Origin of the sequence: Longibacter sp. (assembly GCF_051155795.1) — a bacterium.
In the GTDB taxonomy this organism is placed as follows: Bacteria; Bacteroidota; Rhodothermia; order Rhodothermales; family Salinibacteraceae; genus Longibacter.
The window spans coordinates 1-16,318 of the sequence record NZ_DAXETW010000050.1; the positions used below are offsets into that span (position 1 = coordinate 1).

Annotated in this window: 12 protein-coding genes and 1 pseudogene; 8 read left to right on the forward strand and 5 right to left on the reverse strand. The window is 62.6% G+C overall.

The window, feature by feature from the left end:
* The 4 genes and pseudogenes from ACFCU0_RS05855 to ACFCU0_RS05870 form a co-directional block, all read left to right on the forward strand.
* A pseudogene (locus ACFCU0_RS05855) lies at positions 1-282 on the forward strand (tetratricopeptide repeat protein); the annotation flags it as partial.
* A gap of 170 nt (positions 283-452) precedes the next feature.
* Complete coding sequence (locus ACFCU0_RS05860; RefSeq protein WP_434972731.1) at positions 453-1,319, forward strand: vWA domain-containing protein; 867 nt, start codon at positions 453-455, stop codon at positions 1,317-1,319.
* Between the two features lie 32 nt (positions 1,320-1,351).
* On the forward strand, positions 1,352-2,131 hold the full coding sequence (locus ACFCU0_RS05865) for a protein phosphatase 2C domain-containing protein (protein WP_434972732.1): 780 nt from the start codon (positions 1,352-1,354) through the stop codon (positions 2,129-2,131).
* A 50-nt stretch (positions 2,132-2,181) separates the two neighbouring features.
* Entirely contained in the window at positions 2,182-4,011 is a 1,830-nt protein-coding gene (locus ACFCU0_RS05870; RefSeq protein WP_434972733.1) for a hypothetical protein, read from the forward strand.
* 154 nt (positions 4,012-4,165) lie between these two features.
* Here ACFCU0_RS05870 and ACFCU0_RS05875 read toward each other — a convergent pair whose 3' ends face one another.
* Together ACFCU0_RS05875 and ACFCU0_RS05880 are read right to left on the reverse strand one after the other, a co-directional pair.
* Positions 4,166-4,579, reverse strand: a complete 414-nt coding sequence (locus ACFCU0_RS05875; RefSeq protein ID WP_434972734.1) for a co-chaperone GroES — start codon at positions 4,577-4,579, stop codon at positions 4,166-4,168.
* Between the two features lie 661 nt (positions 4,580-5,240).
* Positions 5,241-6,494 carry an FAD-dependent oxidoreductase gene (locus tag ACFCU0_RS05880; RefSeq protein ID WP_434972735.1) on the reverse strand — a complete coding sequence of 418 codons (1,254 nt, stop codon included), beginning with the start codon at positions 6,492-6,494 and terminating at the stop codon, positions 5,241-5,243.
* Positions 6,495-6,714: 220 nt separating this feature from the next.
* Here ACFCU0_RS05880 and ACFCU0_RS05885 point away from each other — a divergent pair, with 220 nt between their 5' ends.
* Complete coding sequence (locus ACFCU0_RS05885) at positions 6,715-7,824, forward strand: DUF1028 domain-containing protein (protein WP_434972736.1); 1,110 nt, start codon at positions 6,715-6,717, stop codon at positions 7,822-7,824.
* 45 nt (positions 7,825-7,869) lie between these two features.
* Here the strand turns inward: ACFCU0_RS05885 and ACFCU0_RS05890 are convergent, their stop codons facing one another.
* Positions 7,870-10,869, reverse strand: coding sequence for a PAS domain S-box protein (locus ACFCU0_RS05890; RefSeq protein WP_434972737.1), 3,000 nt, complete (start codon positions 10,867-10,869; stop codon positions 7,870-7,872).
* Between the two features lie 301 nt (positions 10,870-11,170).
* Positions 11,171-11,386: a hypothetical protein gene (locus ACFCU0_RS05895; RefSeq protein ID WP_434972738.1), complete on the reverse strand. Its 216-nt coding sequence runs from the start codon at positions 11,384-11,386 to the stop codon at positions 11,171-11,173.
* A 687-nt stretch (positions 11,387-12,073) separates the two neighbouring features.
* Here ACFCU0_RS05895 and ACFCU0_RS05900 point away from each other — a divergent pair.
* Positions 12,074-13,963, forward strand: a complete 1,890-nt coding sequence (locus tag ACFCU0_RS05900) for a right-handed parallel beta-helix repeat-containing protein (protein WP_434972739.1) — start codon at positions 12,074-12,076, stop codon at positions 13,961-13,963.
* Between the two features lie 36 nt (positions 13,964-13,999).
* On the opposite strand, the gene ACFCU0_RS05905 is transcribed toward ACFCU0_RS05900, so the two are convergent.
* On the reverse strand, positions 14,000-14,965 hold the full coding sequence (locus tag ACFCU0_RS05905) for a hypothetical protein (protein ID WP_434972740.1): 966 nt from the start codon (positions 14,963-14,965) through the stop codon (positions 14,000-14,002).
* Positions 14,966-15,242: 277 nt separating this feature from the next.
* Between ACFCU0_RS05905 and ACFCU0_RS05910 the strand changes: the two genes are divergently transcribed.
* Positions 15,243-15,398 carry a DUF1328 domain-containing protein gene (locus ACFCU0_RS05910; RefSeq protein ID WP_434972741.1) on the forward strand — a complete coding sequence of 52 codons (156 nt, stop codon included), beginning with the start codon at positions 15,243-15,245 and terminating at the stop codon, positions 15,396-15,398.
* A gap of 140 nt (positions 15,399-15,538) precedes the next feature.
* Positions 15,539-16,273: a hypothetical protein gene (locus ACFCU0_RS05915; RefSeq protein WP_434972742.1), complete on the forward strand. Its 735-nt coding sequence runs from the start codon at positions 15,539-15,541 to the stop codon at positions 16,271-16,273.
* Positions 16,274-16,318: the final 45 nt, after the last annotated feature.

A 16,318-nucleotide genomic window follows, 5' to 3' on the forward strand; every position in this document is an offset into this window, starting at 1 on the left:
GAAGTAGCGGACCTCGGATTCTTCTCGCGCACCATCGTGCGGACGGTCTACGGCGGTCTCCCGGAAGCATCCTTCGAACAGTCCGTGCGCGATTTCAAAACGGCAATTGAAAAGGAGGATACCATCGTGCACCACATCGAGCTCGCCCGCACCTATCTCAAGATGGATCGCGAGGAGGAGGCCCGGGCCGAGTTGCAAAGGGTTCTCGATATGGAAAACGACGATCCGGACGACCCGCAACACAAGAAGGAAGCCCGCGAGCTACTTGATGATCTGAGCTAAGCAACCGCGTTCAGCCTCGCGAAGAGGCATGTGAGTCCTGTTGCCGGCGTCTCCGCACCACGTTCACGCAGTTCGCGTGCGCGTTACGGTCGTGAGACGCCGGAACGTTTTTCTGCATGACCGATGCGAGTTTCCGGTTCCCGTACTGCTCACGCATTCGATACTCGTACATGCCGTATTCCGCCGAAATCAGCCGTCAGCAGCCAACGGCATTCTTGTTTTTATTGGACCAATCGGCATCCATGCAGGACACGTTCGGAGGGGCGGAAGCCAAAGGAGATGCCGCACCGAGCAAGGCGCGCGTCCTTGCGGACACGGTTAACCGCCTGCTGCAAAACCTGGTGCTTCGGTGCGCTAAGGAGGAAGGTGTACGAGACTACTTCGACGTCGGCATCATCGGATATGGGGAACGCGTGCAGCACCTCATCACCCCGGCGGATGAGTACGATACGGGTACTGGGCTGATTCCAATTAGCCACCTGGCCGAACGACCCCGCCGCATGGAGGAACGGGTCAAAACGACGACAAACGATCAGGGGGAAAAGCAGGATCGCCGGGTGAAAACACCCATCTGGTTCGACCCGCACGCGAAAAACGGGACGCCCATGTGCCAGGCGCTCGACCTCGCCGCGCAGTCGGTGCGAACATGGATTGACGAGCATCCATCGAGCTTTCCGCCCGTCGTGCTGAACGTAACGGACGGCGAGGCCACCGACGGTGACCCGCTTCGCTATGCGCAACAACTCCGGTCGTTTGCCACGGACGACGGCGAGGTACTCCTGTTCAACGTTCATCTTTCCGAATCGGAAGAGCCTGCCCTGCTTCTGCCGTCGGATCGGAGCGAACTTCCGCACGACGACGAGTACGCCGAAACGCTCTTCCAGATGTCCAGTACGCTGCCTTTCTCGATGCGTGCGGCTGCGGAGCAGGAGGGCCTGCACGTCGACCTGGATACACGCGGTTTCGTGTTTAACGCCGACCCGGTGTCGCTGGTCACGTTCCTTGAGATTGGCACCCGGCCGAGCACGCTCCGGTAAACGTCCCGTCTCCGCGGGCCTCCTCCGTCGATATGACCGCTGAGGACTTGTCGAGCGATAACTCCGCAAAAGAACCCACAACGGACGCCCCCAGCGTGGACCGTTCAGGTCCGCCCGTGGACGTCGTTGCCGTTTCCATTCCGAAGCAGGGCAGCACGCCGGACGAGAACGAGGACGCCTTCGCTGTGCACGCGGACACCTTTCCCGTTCGCGTCGCCGTCGCGGACGGTGCCACGGAGTCCGTCTACTCGCGGCTGTGGGCATCGTGCCTGACCCGCCGGATGGTGAGGGTGGATGACCTTACGGATACGGAATGGTCGAGGTCGGTCGATGCTGCCCGGAACGACTGGAGCGCGACCCTTGCCGACGACCCCTCGCCCGTCCCCTGGTACGTGGAGGAAAAGCAGCGAGAGGGTGCCTTCGCGACATGCCTCACGCTGATGCTGAACGCGGATGGCGCGTACTCCGCCTTCTCGGTCGGAGACTGTATCCTGATTCACGAAAAGGCCGGGGGCCGAGACGCCTGGCCTGTCGATGACCCGGAGGCATTTTCGCATCGCCCCGGTCTGCTGAACAGCCGGTCGAGCGACGCGAGGCCCGCGCCGGACATAGAACACGGCACCTGGACACGCGGAGACGTTTTCATCCTCGCCACCGACGCTGTCGCAGCCTGGTTGCTCGACGCGACGCCGGCCCTGCCGGACGATCCCGCTTGCCTCCGCGCGCAGGTGGAGGCCGCCCGAGACAACGGCGCCCTCCGAAACGACGACGCGACGCTCGTCCGGATCCAGGTCGCAGCGAAGCCATCTTAATCCCACCCGCAGCACCGCCGATCGGCGAATCCGTCCGAACGACCTCGTCCATGAGTTACCCCACGCCGAGCGACTATCAGGAAGCCGTTCAGGATCCGGCGTCCGCGTTTACGGACCCGCAGCTACAGACCGCGTCTCCCCGGGAGAACGTGCTCGGACTGCCACAACCGGTTACGGGGGCCTTTGCGGCCGTTTTTCCCATGACAACCGAACGGGGCATCCGCTACGCGACAAAGTGCTTCCTCGCCCACGTTCCGGATCAGCAGCAACGGTACGCTGCCATATCGCGGTATCTGTCCGCGGTGGATCTCCCCTGGACGGTCTCGTTCGATTATCAGCCCAGGGGCATCCACGTTCACGGCGACATCTATCCCGTGCTCAAGATGGAGTGGGTTGAAGGGGCTGGGTTGAACCGGTTCGTGGGTAACTACCTGGACGATCGGGGATGCATCGCGCGACTCGCAGAGCGTTGGCGTGAGCTGTGTGCAGGACTCGAAGAGGCTGAGATCGCCCACGGGGACCTGCAACACGGCAACGTGCGCGTGGCCACGGACGGGGAGAAGCCCGTCATCCAGCTCGTGGATTACGATACAATGTACGTGCCCGAACTGGACGGGGAGACCAGCCCCGAAGTTGGCCATCGCAACTACCAGCACCCGGATCGAACGGAGCGCGACTTTGGACCGCGCGTGGATCGGTTCTCTGCGCTTGCGGTCTACACCGGACTTCGCGCGTGCGCGGTTCGCCCTGAACTATGGCAGGCATACGACACGGGCGAAAACCTGCTGTTTCGAGACGGCGATTTCTATGATCCGGATGGGTCGCCGCTGCTGGCTGAGCTACGGGGCAACGACGACCTCGCCCCGCTCGCCGATGCACTGCGCACGGCCTGCTACCTGGAACCGGAGGATGTGCCCGCGCTCGAACACGTAATCCGAGGGGACGCGTCCCTGACGGCCGTAAACGTTCCCTCGCGCTCGCGCGACCGCTCGCGGACGCCGGCGGCACGGAGGGATCCGGTGGAGCGAGCCTGGGCTCCGCTCCTCGCAACGGTTCTGCTCGTGGCAGCGGTCGCCGGACGCGTTATGACGCCCGCATACGGCGTGGTCGTAGCGCTGGCCGGGATCATCGCCCTCGGCGTCGTTGCCGGGCTCCGGTACGGACGTCACCCGGTTGTGCGGCGGCGCCGCAGGCTCGCCCGCGAGTCCGAACGGATCACGCGCCTGATCCAGAATATTCGCCGCCAGATCGATTCGCTATCCGTCCGTCGCCGGCAGGTGCTCGATTCCGTAGACGAACGGCGCGAGGAGCGGCTCCAGGAGCTCCGCGAAGAGGTCATCTACGATCACCTGAAGCACCACTTTATTGGTGAACTGCGAGACGTCGAAGGTCTTACCCACAAGCACGTCGTTCGGTTGAAGTCGGCCAACATTCGCACGGCGTACGAAGCGACAGCGGAGCGGCTTGGTGAGCTTCGCCGGCTGAGCGATAAAACCCGTGCGCGAATCGCCATGTGGCGTGCAACGCTGGTCCGAGAGGCGGAAGATGAGTTGCCCGACGAGCTATCCCCGGCGGAAGAGCGTAGGCTTCGGCGCTACGTCGAGCACCGCGTCGAAGACATCGACGCCGAAACGCGCCGCGCGCGCGAGAAGATCGAGGTACAGACGCGCGAGCGGGAGGAGGTGGAAGAGCGGCGGAACGACCTTCCGCGACTATCCGCAGGTCGCTATGTCGCCTGGCTCCTCTATCTGGTGTCGCTCCCGCGTCGAGGCCGCCGGGGTGGTCCGCCGACGCCCTCCAACATAGCACCAGCCCGTGAGAATGCGTCCGGATCCTCTGCAACGACTCCCTCGGACGGCCCCTGGTGGGAATCTGCGTAGACGCGCTCTACCGTTTGCACACGGCAGATGGAGGCGATCCTGCATGCACACGTATCAGCGTGAGACAGTGATGTGTATCGGCTGTCTCAGCCAATGGAGCATACGTCCATGATCCTAAAAAGAATACTGCGTGCGCGCAGCTGGCGTGAGGAGACTACTCGTCGTCTTCCCAGAGGTCTTCGATATCCTCGATCGTCGTGTCCGACTTCTCCTCCGACGTCATATCGTCTCGGACGAGGGCAAGGATGGCCGAGTGGGGGATGATGAGGTAGTCGGTGGCATCGTATTTCAGTTCGACGGCTTCCGACCGGACGAAGTACGCGTAGTCTCCCGGCTCGGCCTGGAGGGGAAGGTAGCGGACGGGCGTATCCGACGGCCGCCAGGAGTCGTTCTCGGAATACTCTGGATTCTGGGTGAGGTACCCGGGCCCGGTTTTCACGACGCGTCCCCCCCGCACGTTTTCCTGCTCGGCTGCTCCGGCCGGGAGAAGGAGACCGGACTTCGTCTTTTGCTCGCCCTCCTGTGGTTTGATCAGGACGCGATCACCGATGACAATCAGTTCGGACATAAAAACGGTACCACTGGGCTGGAAACACAGACGAAGGAGCGCAGTCCCGTGAGGAATCCACGCGCGATCCTGTGAACGGCGGGTTCGGACACAGGTTCGCCGTCGTTATGCTCAGCTCGTGATACCGTTTCGAAAAGACGGGAAGTCGCCAGAGAAGGCGTGGGGACGCAGCCGTATCCACGGCTCAGGGGTCTGCGATGGCGGACGGCCTTACCGGCCGGTCTCGCAGTAAGCCGTCGCACCGGTCGAAAGCGCTACCGGCGCGACGCGTGAAAGAGGGATTTAGAGCAACTCAAGAACGGTGTAGACCAGGATACCGACGAGGCCGGCACCCAGCGTCATCAACCGAATCATGCGGTCGACAGGATTGTCCATGGCGTCACGTGCGAGGGATTGGGGACAGAAAGAGCATGGAAAATGCCGGAACGATTTCATCGTACGAAATTCTGAAACCGTTCAAAAGCATTTTGCAGTACGTTAATACCCGTTGCCCCGAAAATTCGTCAATTCTGCAGAATTATTAACCGACACTTCGGAGAAAGCGCGGGGTATCGCGGCCAAACGGTCCCCCGATTACTCAACACATATGTAATGCAATCTCCATGCCTGGGCGGGGTGGATGAAGGGGAGATTATCCATAACCGGATTATCGATCCATCAATTACGTCGTAGATGCCATGATTCGATCGCCTGCGACCTCTCGAAGACGGCGCACCAACCGCACGGGTGCCTCGGTCATCGCGTCCATGCCTCCGCCGGCCGGTGTGGCTCCGTTCATGGGTACGCCCGCCGTCTGGAGCGCACGGGCCACGCGGAGTGCGGAGCTCCATGACAGCGTTACACCGGCGCCTCCGTGCCCCGTGTTGTGGGCCACGAGTCGTCCGTCGGGTGAACGACCGGTACCTAGGCGCACGCCATCCCCGTCCGGGTCCCGGGCGTACCGGTATCCAAACACAGCGTGCGCGTCAGACATATCCGGTGCCTCGCCCGTCAGATCCACGAGGATCTCGCGGTTCATGTCGAGGATGGGTCGCGGCACGGGAATCCTGCCATCATCGGCGCCCGGAACCGGGAGATCGACTGTTTCGCCAACGAGCGGCTCGCCGACCCACCGGCCGTCACGATCCAGGTGTCCGTCCTGCTTCGTGCCGCCAAGGACCCAGACATCCCGGCGAGGATAGGCGTAGACGCCTGCCGGGGAACCGTCGGCCTGAGCGTAGGCCGTGCTGGATGGTGTGTAATTGTACGAAAGGTGCTGTCCGGTGTCGCGGTGTCGCGGCAGACCGGTCGACGGGACCAGGACGAGGATTCCGCGGATGTAGGATGCCGGACGCTCATCTGGAAACAACGTTGGCGCGGCACCGCCCAGCGCGTTTACGAGGACCTCTCCCGGAATGTCGGCAAGCGTGTCGGGAGTGACCGTGCGACGGACGATCCGCCCCCCGAGCCCGTCAAACAGGCGGAACAGTCGACGAAGGTAGACGGGTGTTTCCGCGAAATAAACTTGGAAGTGCCACCCGTGAAGCGGGCCCGCACCGCGGCGGGACGGGGGGCAGAGGGGGCTGTCGGCAAGCCGGCGATAGTCGATAAGCGCCGGTGCGTAATCTGGATCCGGCTCTGGCGCCTCAAAGACCTCAAAATGAAGCTGTCGACGAACCCCGAAATCCTTGGCATGGCGCAGCACCTCGAAGAAGGCCTGCGTGTCCGCAAGGTGGTCGGCCGGGTTGTCGACGGTAACGGCGTGGGGGATGACGGACGCTGCGGGGTACAGGCTCGCCGTCATCGGATCATGCGAACCGTACGCACGGTCGGTTCGCCGATCGGTGTAAATGGTGACCCCGTGCCCGAGAAGCCGAAGCATGACCGCGGTCGTCACGCCGCTGATGCCGCCGCCGAGAACAGAAATTGAAGCCATCGTTTCGTGTTGATTCCGCGCGGTATGGTACCTTTCGTCGACCCCTGGTCCCGTCGCCGGGACCCACGTACCGCTACCTCTCCGTCCCGACGGATGTTCGCCCCGGCGCCGCCGGATCCGATAACCATGGAGACGTAGTCGCGCTGGTCATTTCCACGCGTTGCAGTTATTCTTTGAGCCGGCATCCGCTACTTCCTTTCCAACAGCTACCCTCTCTTCGATGGGCATCCTTCGCCGCTGCATGCTCGCGCTGACATTCGCGATCGGGATCGTTCTCGTTGTTTGTACCGTCCCTTGTGCCGTGCAGGCGCAGGTACCCGACGAACCGTCTGTGGAACGGGACGGCGCCTCGGCGGACACCTACGGACGGAAAGACGTGCCCCGCCGCCCGGTCGCCACGTACAGCATCGTCGCGCGCGATTCGGTGACCGGGCAGATTGGCGTCGCCGTTCAGTCCCACTGGTTCAGCGTGGGATCGGTTGTCCCGTGGGCCCGTGCCGGCGTCGGGGCGGTGGCGACGCAGTCGTTCGTCGATCCACGGTACGGTCCGCTGGGCCTGGAACTGATGTCGCACGGGCGCACATCCCACGAGGCGCTGAAGGCGCTCGTATCGACCGACGATGCCCGCGCCGTGCGTCAGGTCGCCATGGTTGATGCCCGTGGACGTGTTGCTGTCCACACCGGAGAGAATGCGATCGAGGCCGCCGGGCATCAGACGGGACCCGGCTACTCTGTGCAGGCCAACCTCATGGAGAGCGACGATGTCTGGGGCGCGATGGCGGACGCGTACGAATCGAGCGAGGGAGACCTCGCCGCCCGCCTCGTGGCGGCGCTCGAAGCAGCACAGAACGAGGGCGGTGACATGCGCGGCAAACAATCGGCCGCTCTGATTGTGGTGCGGGCCGAGTCCACCGGTCAGCCGTGGAATGACCGGTTGTTCGACCTTCGCATCGAGGACCACCCGGAGCCGGTTGAAGAACTGAAGCGTCTCGTCCGATTGCAGCGCGCCTACCAGAAGCTAAACGAGGGCGACGGGCACGTCACAGACGGCAACATTGATGCGGCGATGGAGAGCTATCGAACGGCGATGGGGCTCGTCCCAGATGAGGCGACAAACGGGGAGGCGCCTTTCTGGGTCGGGATTACGCTGGCAACGGAAGGTCGCGTGGACGATGCGGTTCCGTTCCTTCGCCGCGCCTACGCACAGGACGACCGCTGGGCAGAACTGGTCCGCCGCCTCCCCGATGCCGGGCTGCTACCGAGCGCCGAGCTCGCGGATACGCTGCAGGAGCGCATGACGGAGAAGAAGGCGTCTGGTTCGGGCGAGTGATGAGCTCCGCATGACGACCATGCGGCACCCACGCATCTACGCCGGCTACGCCTCATCCTCCATCACCCGGTTCGCAGAGCGCTGCCCGTTTTCCGGGGGCATGGCCGGTTCCTCCGCGTTCATGGATCCGGGAAGCTGGATGACGAACCGGGTCCCCATCGTGTACGACGTATCGAGGTCGATCGAGCCGTCCATGGCATTCACGAGACGCCGCGTGATGGCGAGGCCCAGCCCACTCCCCGTCGCCGTCTCGCTGCGCTCGTCCGGGTCCTGCACAAAGGGCTCGAAGAGGTGCTTCTGCATTTCCTCGCTGATACCCGGACCGGTGTCCTCGACCGCGATCCGTACGGTATCAGCCCGGGTCCGCGCGTGCAGCGTGACCCGCCCGCCTTCCGGCGTAAATTTGAGCGCGTTGCCGACCAGGTTGTCGAGAACGCGCTGGAGAGCGGCGTGGTCGGCGCGGGCAAAGAGGGGCGCATCCGCGGCGTCCACGGACAGGTTGAGGTCGCGATCTTCAGCGCGCGGCCGGTAGACCTCCAGTGCTTCCTCGATCTCGTCGACCACGTCGATGGGCTCAGCGTCTAGTTTCCAGCGATCCGCCTCAAGTTTCGAGAGATCGAGCACCGAAGAAATCGTGTTGAGCAGTCGACGGCCGCTCGTGCCGACAAGTCCGGCAAGGTGATCGTACGGATCCGGGACTTCTTCCTCCAGAACCTCTGCGAAGCCGATGATGGACGTGAGGGGCGTCCGGATTTCGTGACTCATGTTTGCGAGGAAAATGGACTTCAGCCGTTCGGCACGACGGGCTTCATCGCGGGCCTCGTCGGCAGCTTCCTTCGCCGTGCGGAGCTTCGCTTCCCGTTCCTCGCGCAGCGTCACGTCACGGTACTTCCAGAGGTGGCCGAACCGGGTGCCGTCGATGTGGATGGGCACGTAGTCGCACTCCAGAACGCGGCCGTCTGCCAGTTCGACGCGCTCCCCGACGGTGGTCTCGCGGGCCCGCATCAGGTCGCGGAGGCGGTCGAGCGTCTCTTCGGGGGTGTTCAGGACTCGGGTCGACTGCAGTGCCAGCGCCCGGGCATCGGTACCGATCAGGTCTGTCGGGTCCTCGCCAATGTCGAACAGGTCGCAGAACGGTTGATTCACCAGTCGGACGAGACGGTTCTGGTCTTCCACGAGCACGCCTTCGTGCAGGCTGGTTAGAAGCGCCCCGAGACGCTGCGCCGTCACGCGGAGCTCATCTTCGACCTCGCGTCGATCGGTGATGTCCTGAACCGTACCCCATATGCGGTCCGGGCGATCACTGCCGGGTTCGACTTCGCAGGTGACGCGAAGCCATCGGCGTCGACCCTCGCCGGTAACGGCCGGAACGGCAATGTCGAACGGGCGGCCTTCCTTGTACGCCCGGTGCATGTTGCGAAGCACCCGGGTCCACGCCGCCTCACCGAAGAAGTTGGGGCCGTCGTCCGGGTGAAACCGGTACCCGTCATCGACCTCGAAGATGGTGGCGAGGTGGTCCGTATGGGTGAAGCTCTGTGTACGGTCCTCGTACATCCAGCCGCCGACGTTTGCCACCTCCTCTGTCTTCTCCAGGAGACGCTGGCTGTCGGCAAGCGCACGTTCCTGCACCCGGGCCTTCAGAGCGGCGCGGACCCACTGGACGAGGGCCTGCAGAAAGTCGCGGTCATCCGTCGTGAACGGGCGGCTGCGCGGACGCTTGGACGCGAACGTGAGGGTTCCGTAGAGCGACCCGTCGATGTATATCGGTGCGCCCAGAAACTGGTCGAGGGCAAAGCGCTCGTAGCAGGCCTCATTCGCAAACTGACTGTCGCCCATGTTGCCGATCGCGACGACATCGTCTTGCTCGACGGTGAAGGCGCTGTAGGTGTCGGCAACATCGTACACGCTCCCGACGGCGTACTCCCCGCTGGCCGTGGATGCCTCGATAGTGAATACGTGATCCCGGATCCGGCTGACGATGCCGACGTCGACACCGAGCAGATCCGTGCCGAGATCCAGTACGCGCTGCAGCTGTTCGTCCGTGGGACGGTCCTGGCGGGAGATGACGTCGTAGAGGAGACGGAGCCGACGCTTCTGGAGGGAGAGACGTTCGCGGCTTTCGACGAGATCGTCCTCGCGCTTCTTCCGCGTCGTGACGTCTCGCGTCACCACCAGCAGCGCGGCTTCGCCCTGATCGTTATCGGTCGCCCGGCCGATAGACTCGACCCATATGTAGTGCCCGTCTTCATGCTGAAGGCGATACTCGGTACGCACCTCGCCTGTGCCCTCCAACGCAAACGTAAACGTGTCCTTTACGCGCGCAACGTCGGACGGGTGGATGTGGTCGAACGGTAGCGTCCCAAACAACCGTTCGGGGTGACGTCCAACGAGGTCCTTGATCGACGGCGAGACATAAAGGCGGCGGCCGTTCCGGTCGAGCAGCGTCACCACATCGGAAATATTCTCCGCCAGCAGGCGGTACTGGTGCTCCTGTTGCTCGAGGGCGGTCTCGGTCCGCTTCTGCTCGAGCATGTTAATGGCGGTTGCTACGATGACCGGCCCGTTGGACCCTGTCACCTGCGTCCCTGTCACACGAACCGGAACGCGCCGGCCGCCCTGCGTCAGAAGCGTGGCTTCAAAACGCTGCGTTCCTCCGGAGAGAACGGCATCGAATGCGTCTTCGACCGTCGTACGGTCGTCCTCGTCGAAAAACGCCGTGATGGACTGGCCCTTCACGGCCGCCGTCGTATATCCCGATACGCTCCGGAAGCCGTCATTCCAGCGCCGCACGGTCAGATCTGGCGCAATAACGATAAACACGCCGGGAAGGTGATCGACGGCGGACTCAATCACGCCCTCGGAGCGGGTGCGTCGTGCATCCGTCCGCCGTGCCAGAGCGACTTCCAGCCCCAGCGCCACCAACGCCCCACCAAACAGCACCCACATGGCCGGAAGCCAGATACTGATCGGGGCCAGGACCGCAACGAGGATGACACCTCGATACGCGATCAGGCGCGATGAATGGGCGGCGGGGGGAAAAGACATGCGCAGGGGGTGAAAACGTCCGGGGCGGCCGGCGGGTCGAATCGGTACCCGACCAATTCAGAATACCCACCGTGAACCCGGTCCGCACAACACGCGTGTGCAAGACCGGCGAAATCTCCGATGCAAGCATGTATTATTTTAGGATACTACTTCACATCGTAATATCCAAATCGAAAATAAGGAGTGCAGAGGCATCGGAATTCATTCAAGTAGGTATGCGATTATAATGCCATACCTTCCGCCGGAGGCCGATAAGCGGAGATGTTGCAAATGGACAACATGGCAACGGCCGTCCAGGTGGTTAATTCAGGTGCTCAACGTCGCGAATCGCCTTCGGGTCGATTAGCCGATCGATTTCAAATCGGAGAACATCCTGAAGTGTCCATCCCTGCGGCATCGGCCCTTCGCTCAGGTGGACGCGCAGCGTAATGCGGCCTCGTGTAGCGGATACTGTCTGTTGGTCGGGGTCCGGTGCGTCGGAGCCGGATAGCTCGAATCCTCGATACGTATTGCTCATGGCCGCAGGATGCTGCTCAATCAAATGGGGGAAATGATGGCTCAGGATACTTGCTAAACGACGGCGGCGCCGAGTCGATTCGCGCAGGTGCAATGAGCCAACCATCGGGTCCGTCGGATCCACACGTAACAGCTTAGTGACCCGTGAGTATCGGTTGCGTTAAGATTCGGTGGACCCCGCCCGTCGCCCAGAAGGTATCGGAATCACAGCAAGATGGCAATCGCCACCGCAAACAAGGAAGCCAACGATGAAGCACGTTGTACGGAGAAACCAAGACGACACGACCAGAACGAAGAGGCAACCGACTATCCCCCAGCCGGCCGACTGACCGGCGAGGGAACCGACCGTCCGTCCCTGTTCGCGTCCATGCGAGTACGGGTCGAGACGAACGTACTTTGGTGCCGGAACGGCATTAGAGTGCGGATGGAGTGAGAGAGAAGCAGGGCGCCTGAACGGTACGGGTTCGGGCGCCCTGTTCTATGTGGTCTGGACACGTTTCCTGGCGGCATGGACGTGTGGCTGCAAGTTAAGCGGACGCGCTCCCGTCATGTTCTACCGTCCCTTTGACCGGAGGGAGAGGGTTTTCCCGCATTGTATACGTACAGGGTGACGTGCGGATGTATGTTTTTCTGCCGACGTCCGCGTCGTCATGCCTTCCCCGATCCCTCTTCTCTACAGCCCTCAATCGTGCCTATTTTCCGACTCGTTACGACACTTGCGTTCGGTGCTTTCCTCGTTTGCTTCGTGGCTCCCCGGCCTTCCCAGGCGCAGACCACATTCACCGTCAATACAAATATTGATGTAGGCGGTGGGTCGCCGGATGGGACGTGCGACGCTCTTCCGTCAACGTCGGGAGATCAGTGCACGCTCCGCGAAGCCATCGTCGAGGCGAATGATGCAGCCAACGGCAGCGCGGGTCCGGACGTGATCGAGTTCGATACGCCGAACTCTTCGACGTCGTCCAATCCGTTTTTCATCGGTGTCAGCAGCCCGCTGCCTGAAATCACCGAGCCGGTTGAAATGGACGGTACCTCGGCGTCGAGTTTCTCCAACCTGCCGGTGATTCAGATCGATGGAGGCAACGCAGGGACCGGCGCGAACGGTCTTCGTGTCGCGTTCGATCTGAACGGTGGTGGCGAACTCATCTTGAGAAGCATCTCCATTACCAATTTCGACGGCACAGCAATCGTTCTGGATGACGGCGCAAACCGTATTATCGACGCACACCTCGGCGTAGAGCCGGATGGCGTCACGGCCGGAGGGAACTTCCGGGGCGCATTCGTCGGCGCAGGCGCCCAGGGAACGACGTTTGACAACAACATCATTTCGGGAAATGCCGCACGGGGGCTCTCGGTGACGGACGACGCCCGGATTACGAATAATCGGATCGGCGTCGACAAGGATGGCAACGCCCTCGGTAACGGAGAGGCCGGCGTATCGATCAACGCAGACGATGTTCTGGTTCAGGGCAACGTGATTGCATATAACGGGGGGGACGGGGTTGAAGTATCATCCCTTACGCCGCCGGATGTACAGAATCAGATCACGGGAAATGCGCTGCGTCTGAATGGCGGTGTTGGGATTGACCTTGAGGGCGGCACGGAAGACTCGGACGGCCGAACGGCAAATGACGCCGGCGATGCAGATGACGGTGCCAATCGCCTTCAAAACCATCCCGTTATCGAGGCAACGAGCGTGGACCCGTCGACCGGCGACGTCACGATCACCTACTACGTCGACAGCGACCCGTCGCTATCAACGTCGGGCGCCAGCGCATATCCCCTTCAGATCAACGTTTACCGGGCCGACGCTGATCAGGAAGAGGGTTTTGGTATCCTAACCCAGGAGACATACACCTCCTCGGACTACAGTGGGTGCGGAGCCCCGCCCTGTCCGAAGACCACGACGTTTCAGTCGTTGGTCTCCGTCACGGAGTCGGACTATGTGACGGCGACGGCGACGGATGCCGACGGAAACACGAGCGAGTTGTCCGCACCCTCAAGCCAACTCCCGGTCGAACTTGCCAACTTTTCGGCACAGGCGAACGCCGGTCGTTCTGTCACGCTTACGTGGACAACGCTGTCGGAAACCAACAACGCTGGTTTCTCCATCGAGCGTCGCGTAGAGGGCGGTCCTTTCGAGGAGGCCGGGTATCAGTCTGGCGCAGGCACCACCACCGCGTCTTCCACCTACCGCTTCACGGATGAGGGACTGCCCGCCGGAGCCCGCACGGCCACGTACCGGCTGCGGCAGGTCGACGTAGACGGCAATGCACGCGTTGTCGGCCGGGTGGAGGTCCGCCTGAGGTCCCGCGCGGCCTTCAGCCTCGCCCGCCCGACGCCGAATCCGGTCGCCGATGTGGCGACGGTGGACGTGTCCGTTCCGGCAGACATGGACGATGCCTCCCTCGTTCTGTTCGACCTGCTCGGGCGGCGCGTACGCTCGCTGGATGCGAATGTCCCCCGTGGCTCGTCTGCCGTGAACATCCGGGTCGACGACCTGGCCGCGGGTACCTATCTGCTCCGTCTCACGGGGAACGGACGCGTGCAGACCCAGAAGTTGACGGTCGTGCGCTAACGCGAACGCGTTGTCGGACGGCCCTGTCGGCAGCGTCTACGGTCGCGCGGACACGCGGTCGAGGATCGGCCAGATGTTCTCCGACCAGTAGGCGCTCCGAAGGTGTTCGACGAGCCGCATGTTGTAGCTTGCGTCTTCTGCCTTCAGCGAGAGAAGGGTTCGCTCGGAATCCATCGCTCGAGCGTACACCTCTGACTCCGCTGTTTTGCCGGCGATCGGCGATGGTGCCGGGTGGTCGTACGTCACGCGGATGCGCTCACCGCGCCGCGAACCGGCAGGTGTGTCGATCGTGGCGGTGTCGATCAATGCGGCCCGGGCGCGGACGGGGCCGCCGTCAGCATTCAGGACGAAAAAGGGGACCGGGCTCTCGTCCTGAAACGTGAGGGATCGTACGAGAAGCGGCACAAGTGCCGGGGGCACGACCCGGTTAAACGCGTTCCCCGAGACGTCGAGGCGGCGCTCCTGGTTGCCATAGTCATCGCTCCGCTTGCGAAAGGTGACTCCGCCATCCCCGTGGAAGGCGTATTCACGATAAAGATTCGAGCACCAGTCGAAGCTGGAAAAAGAGTGCTTGAGCGGCGCAAGGTCCGCCCGTCGCGCATTCACGACCCAGTTTCGCTTGTACTGATAGCTGCCGCTGTTCATTTCGAAAAACGTCGCTGCCTTGAAGGCCGGCGTGCCGGACCCGTCGGTCGTCTTCGCCATGGTCTCCCGCGAGAAGTTCTGCTTCACGACGTACGTGCCGACGTCGAACGTGACGGATTCCGGCTCTTCGTACACGTTGTACGATCGCTCCACGCGGTAAAAGGCAATCTCTGCCTTTCCATCGTCCCAGATCGGATCCGCGAGGAAAGAGGCATCTACCGGCAGGCTCGTTCCCGCCGGCGTCGTGGAAGGTGCTGCCTCCCCGGCCTCGGTGGAGCCCTCCGTGCAGGCCGTCAGCGTCACGCCGCATGCGAGAAGAAGAAGCGTCCAGAAGGGAGGGATTCGTGGGCGGGTCATTGGTTCGAAAGTGTCTGTTCAGGGATTGACACGGCAAGGAAAGCGGTCGCGCTGTGCGGCGCGATGCGAGCGTTACGTCTGGGTCGCATGCTGGAAGCGAGGCGTTACGGATGTCACTTTGCTGACAGCGAGGGCACGTTCGCGAAAAGAATGAGGAGTCGCTCCGTACGGCAGGCTGTCATAGACCGGAGAAGATGGCGACGCACCCCAATGGCGGGGAGCCGGCACGACCCACTCTTTTTATCATGGCTGCCCTAATCATAGGCTATCGCACGTCATGCTTCGCTACGCCCTGCTGTTCTTTATCGTCGCGATCATTGCAGCGATCTTTGGATTCGGGGGCATCGCGGGTACTTCGGCGTGGGTTGCGAAGATTCTCGTATTCGTCTTCCTGGTTCTGTTCGTGGTGTCGCTGATCTTCGGTAGGGGATGAGCGATTCTCCTCCGCTTCGGCCTGTCCGTTCCTTCCCTGGAGCCGATCGGCCATTTCCTCGGCGGGTCGATGTCGCCGATGCCGCGCACCGCACAGGTCTGCCCGCTGATTTCGCATCTTGATTCAAAACTGCTTTCCGTATGACTATCCACTCCCGACCTTTCACATTTCTTTTCGCCTGTACCCTCGCGCTGGTCGGTTGCGGTGAGGGAAAGACCGACGACGCGTCGTCGTCCACACCGGACACGCGAACGGAGATTCTGCAGCAGTCCCAGTCGCTCGAGGGAGAGATCCGCGCCATGCTCGAACCGGCAGATGCCCGTATTTCGGAGGTGCGTCAAACGATCCAGGCGCGGGAGGGAGAGATCGAACCCGACCTGCGATCGACCCTCGGCGAGCTCGAAACCCTTCGTGACTCGCTTCGGCAGGACCTGAAGGCCCTTCAGGCGAGGGAGGAGACCGTCCGCACCGACCGCCGTTCCGAGGTCCATGACCGCCTCGACGCCTTTCAGCACCGGCTCCGTGAAGTACAGCTTCGCGCGATCAACTCGCGGGCGGACTTCCAGTCTGCTGTGTCCGATCGCCTGAACACGCTCTCGAGCCGGATTGAGCGTATGGCGCTTGAGCTGGACGAGGCCGGAACGGCCGCACCGCAGACGCACTGGCAGACGATTCAGCGGCTGCGAGACGAGCACAAGCGCCTCGATGGCGAGGTCGTTCGTCTGCCGGCGGGGGAGAACGAGGCCTTTCACGAGAGCAAGTCGAATCTCGCCGGGCGAATTGCCGCTTTTGGGGTCGAGGTCGAGCGCGCCACGGACTCCCTCCAGTCCGCCCTCGTGGCCCGCGATACGCTCACTGACCGTCCCGCCGAGTAATCTCCTCTGCGGCACCGGGAGATCACTCAGACCTCCCTTTTCCTC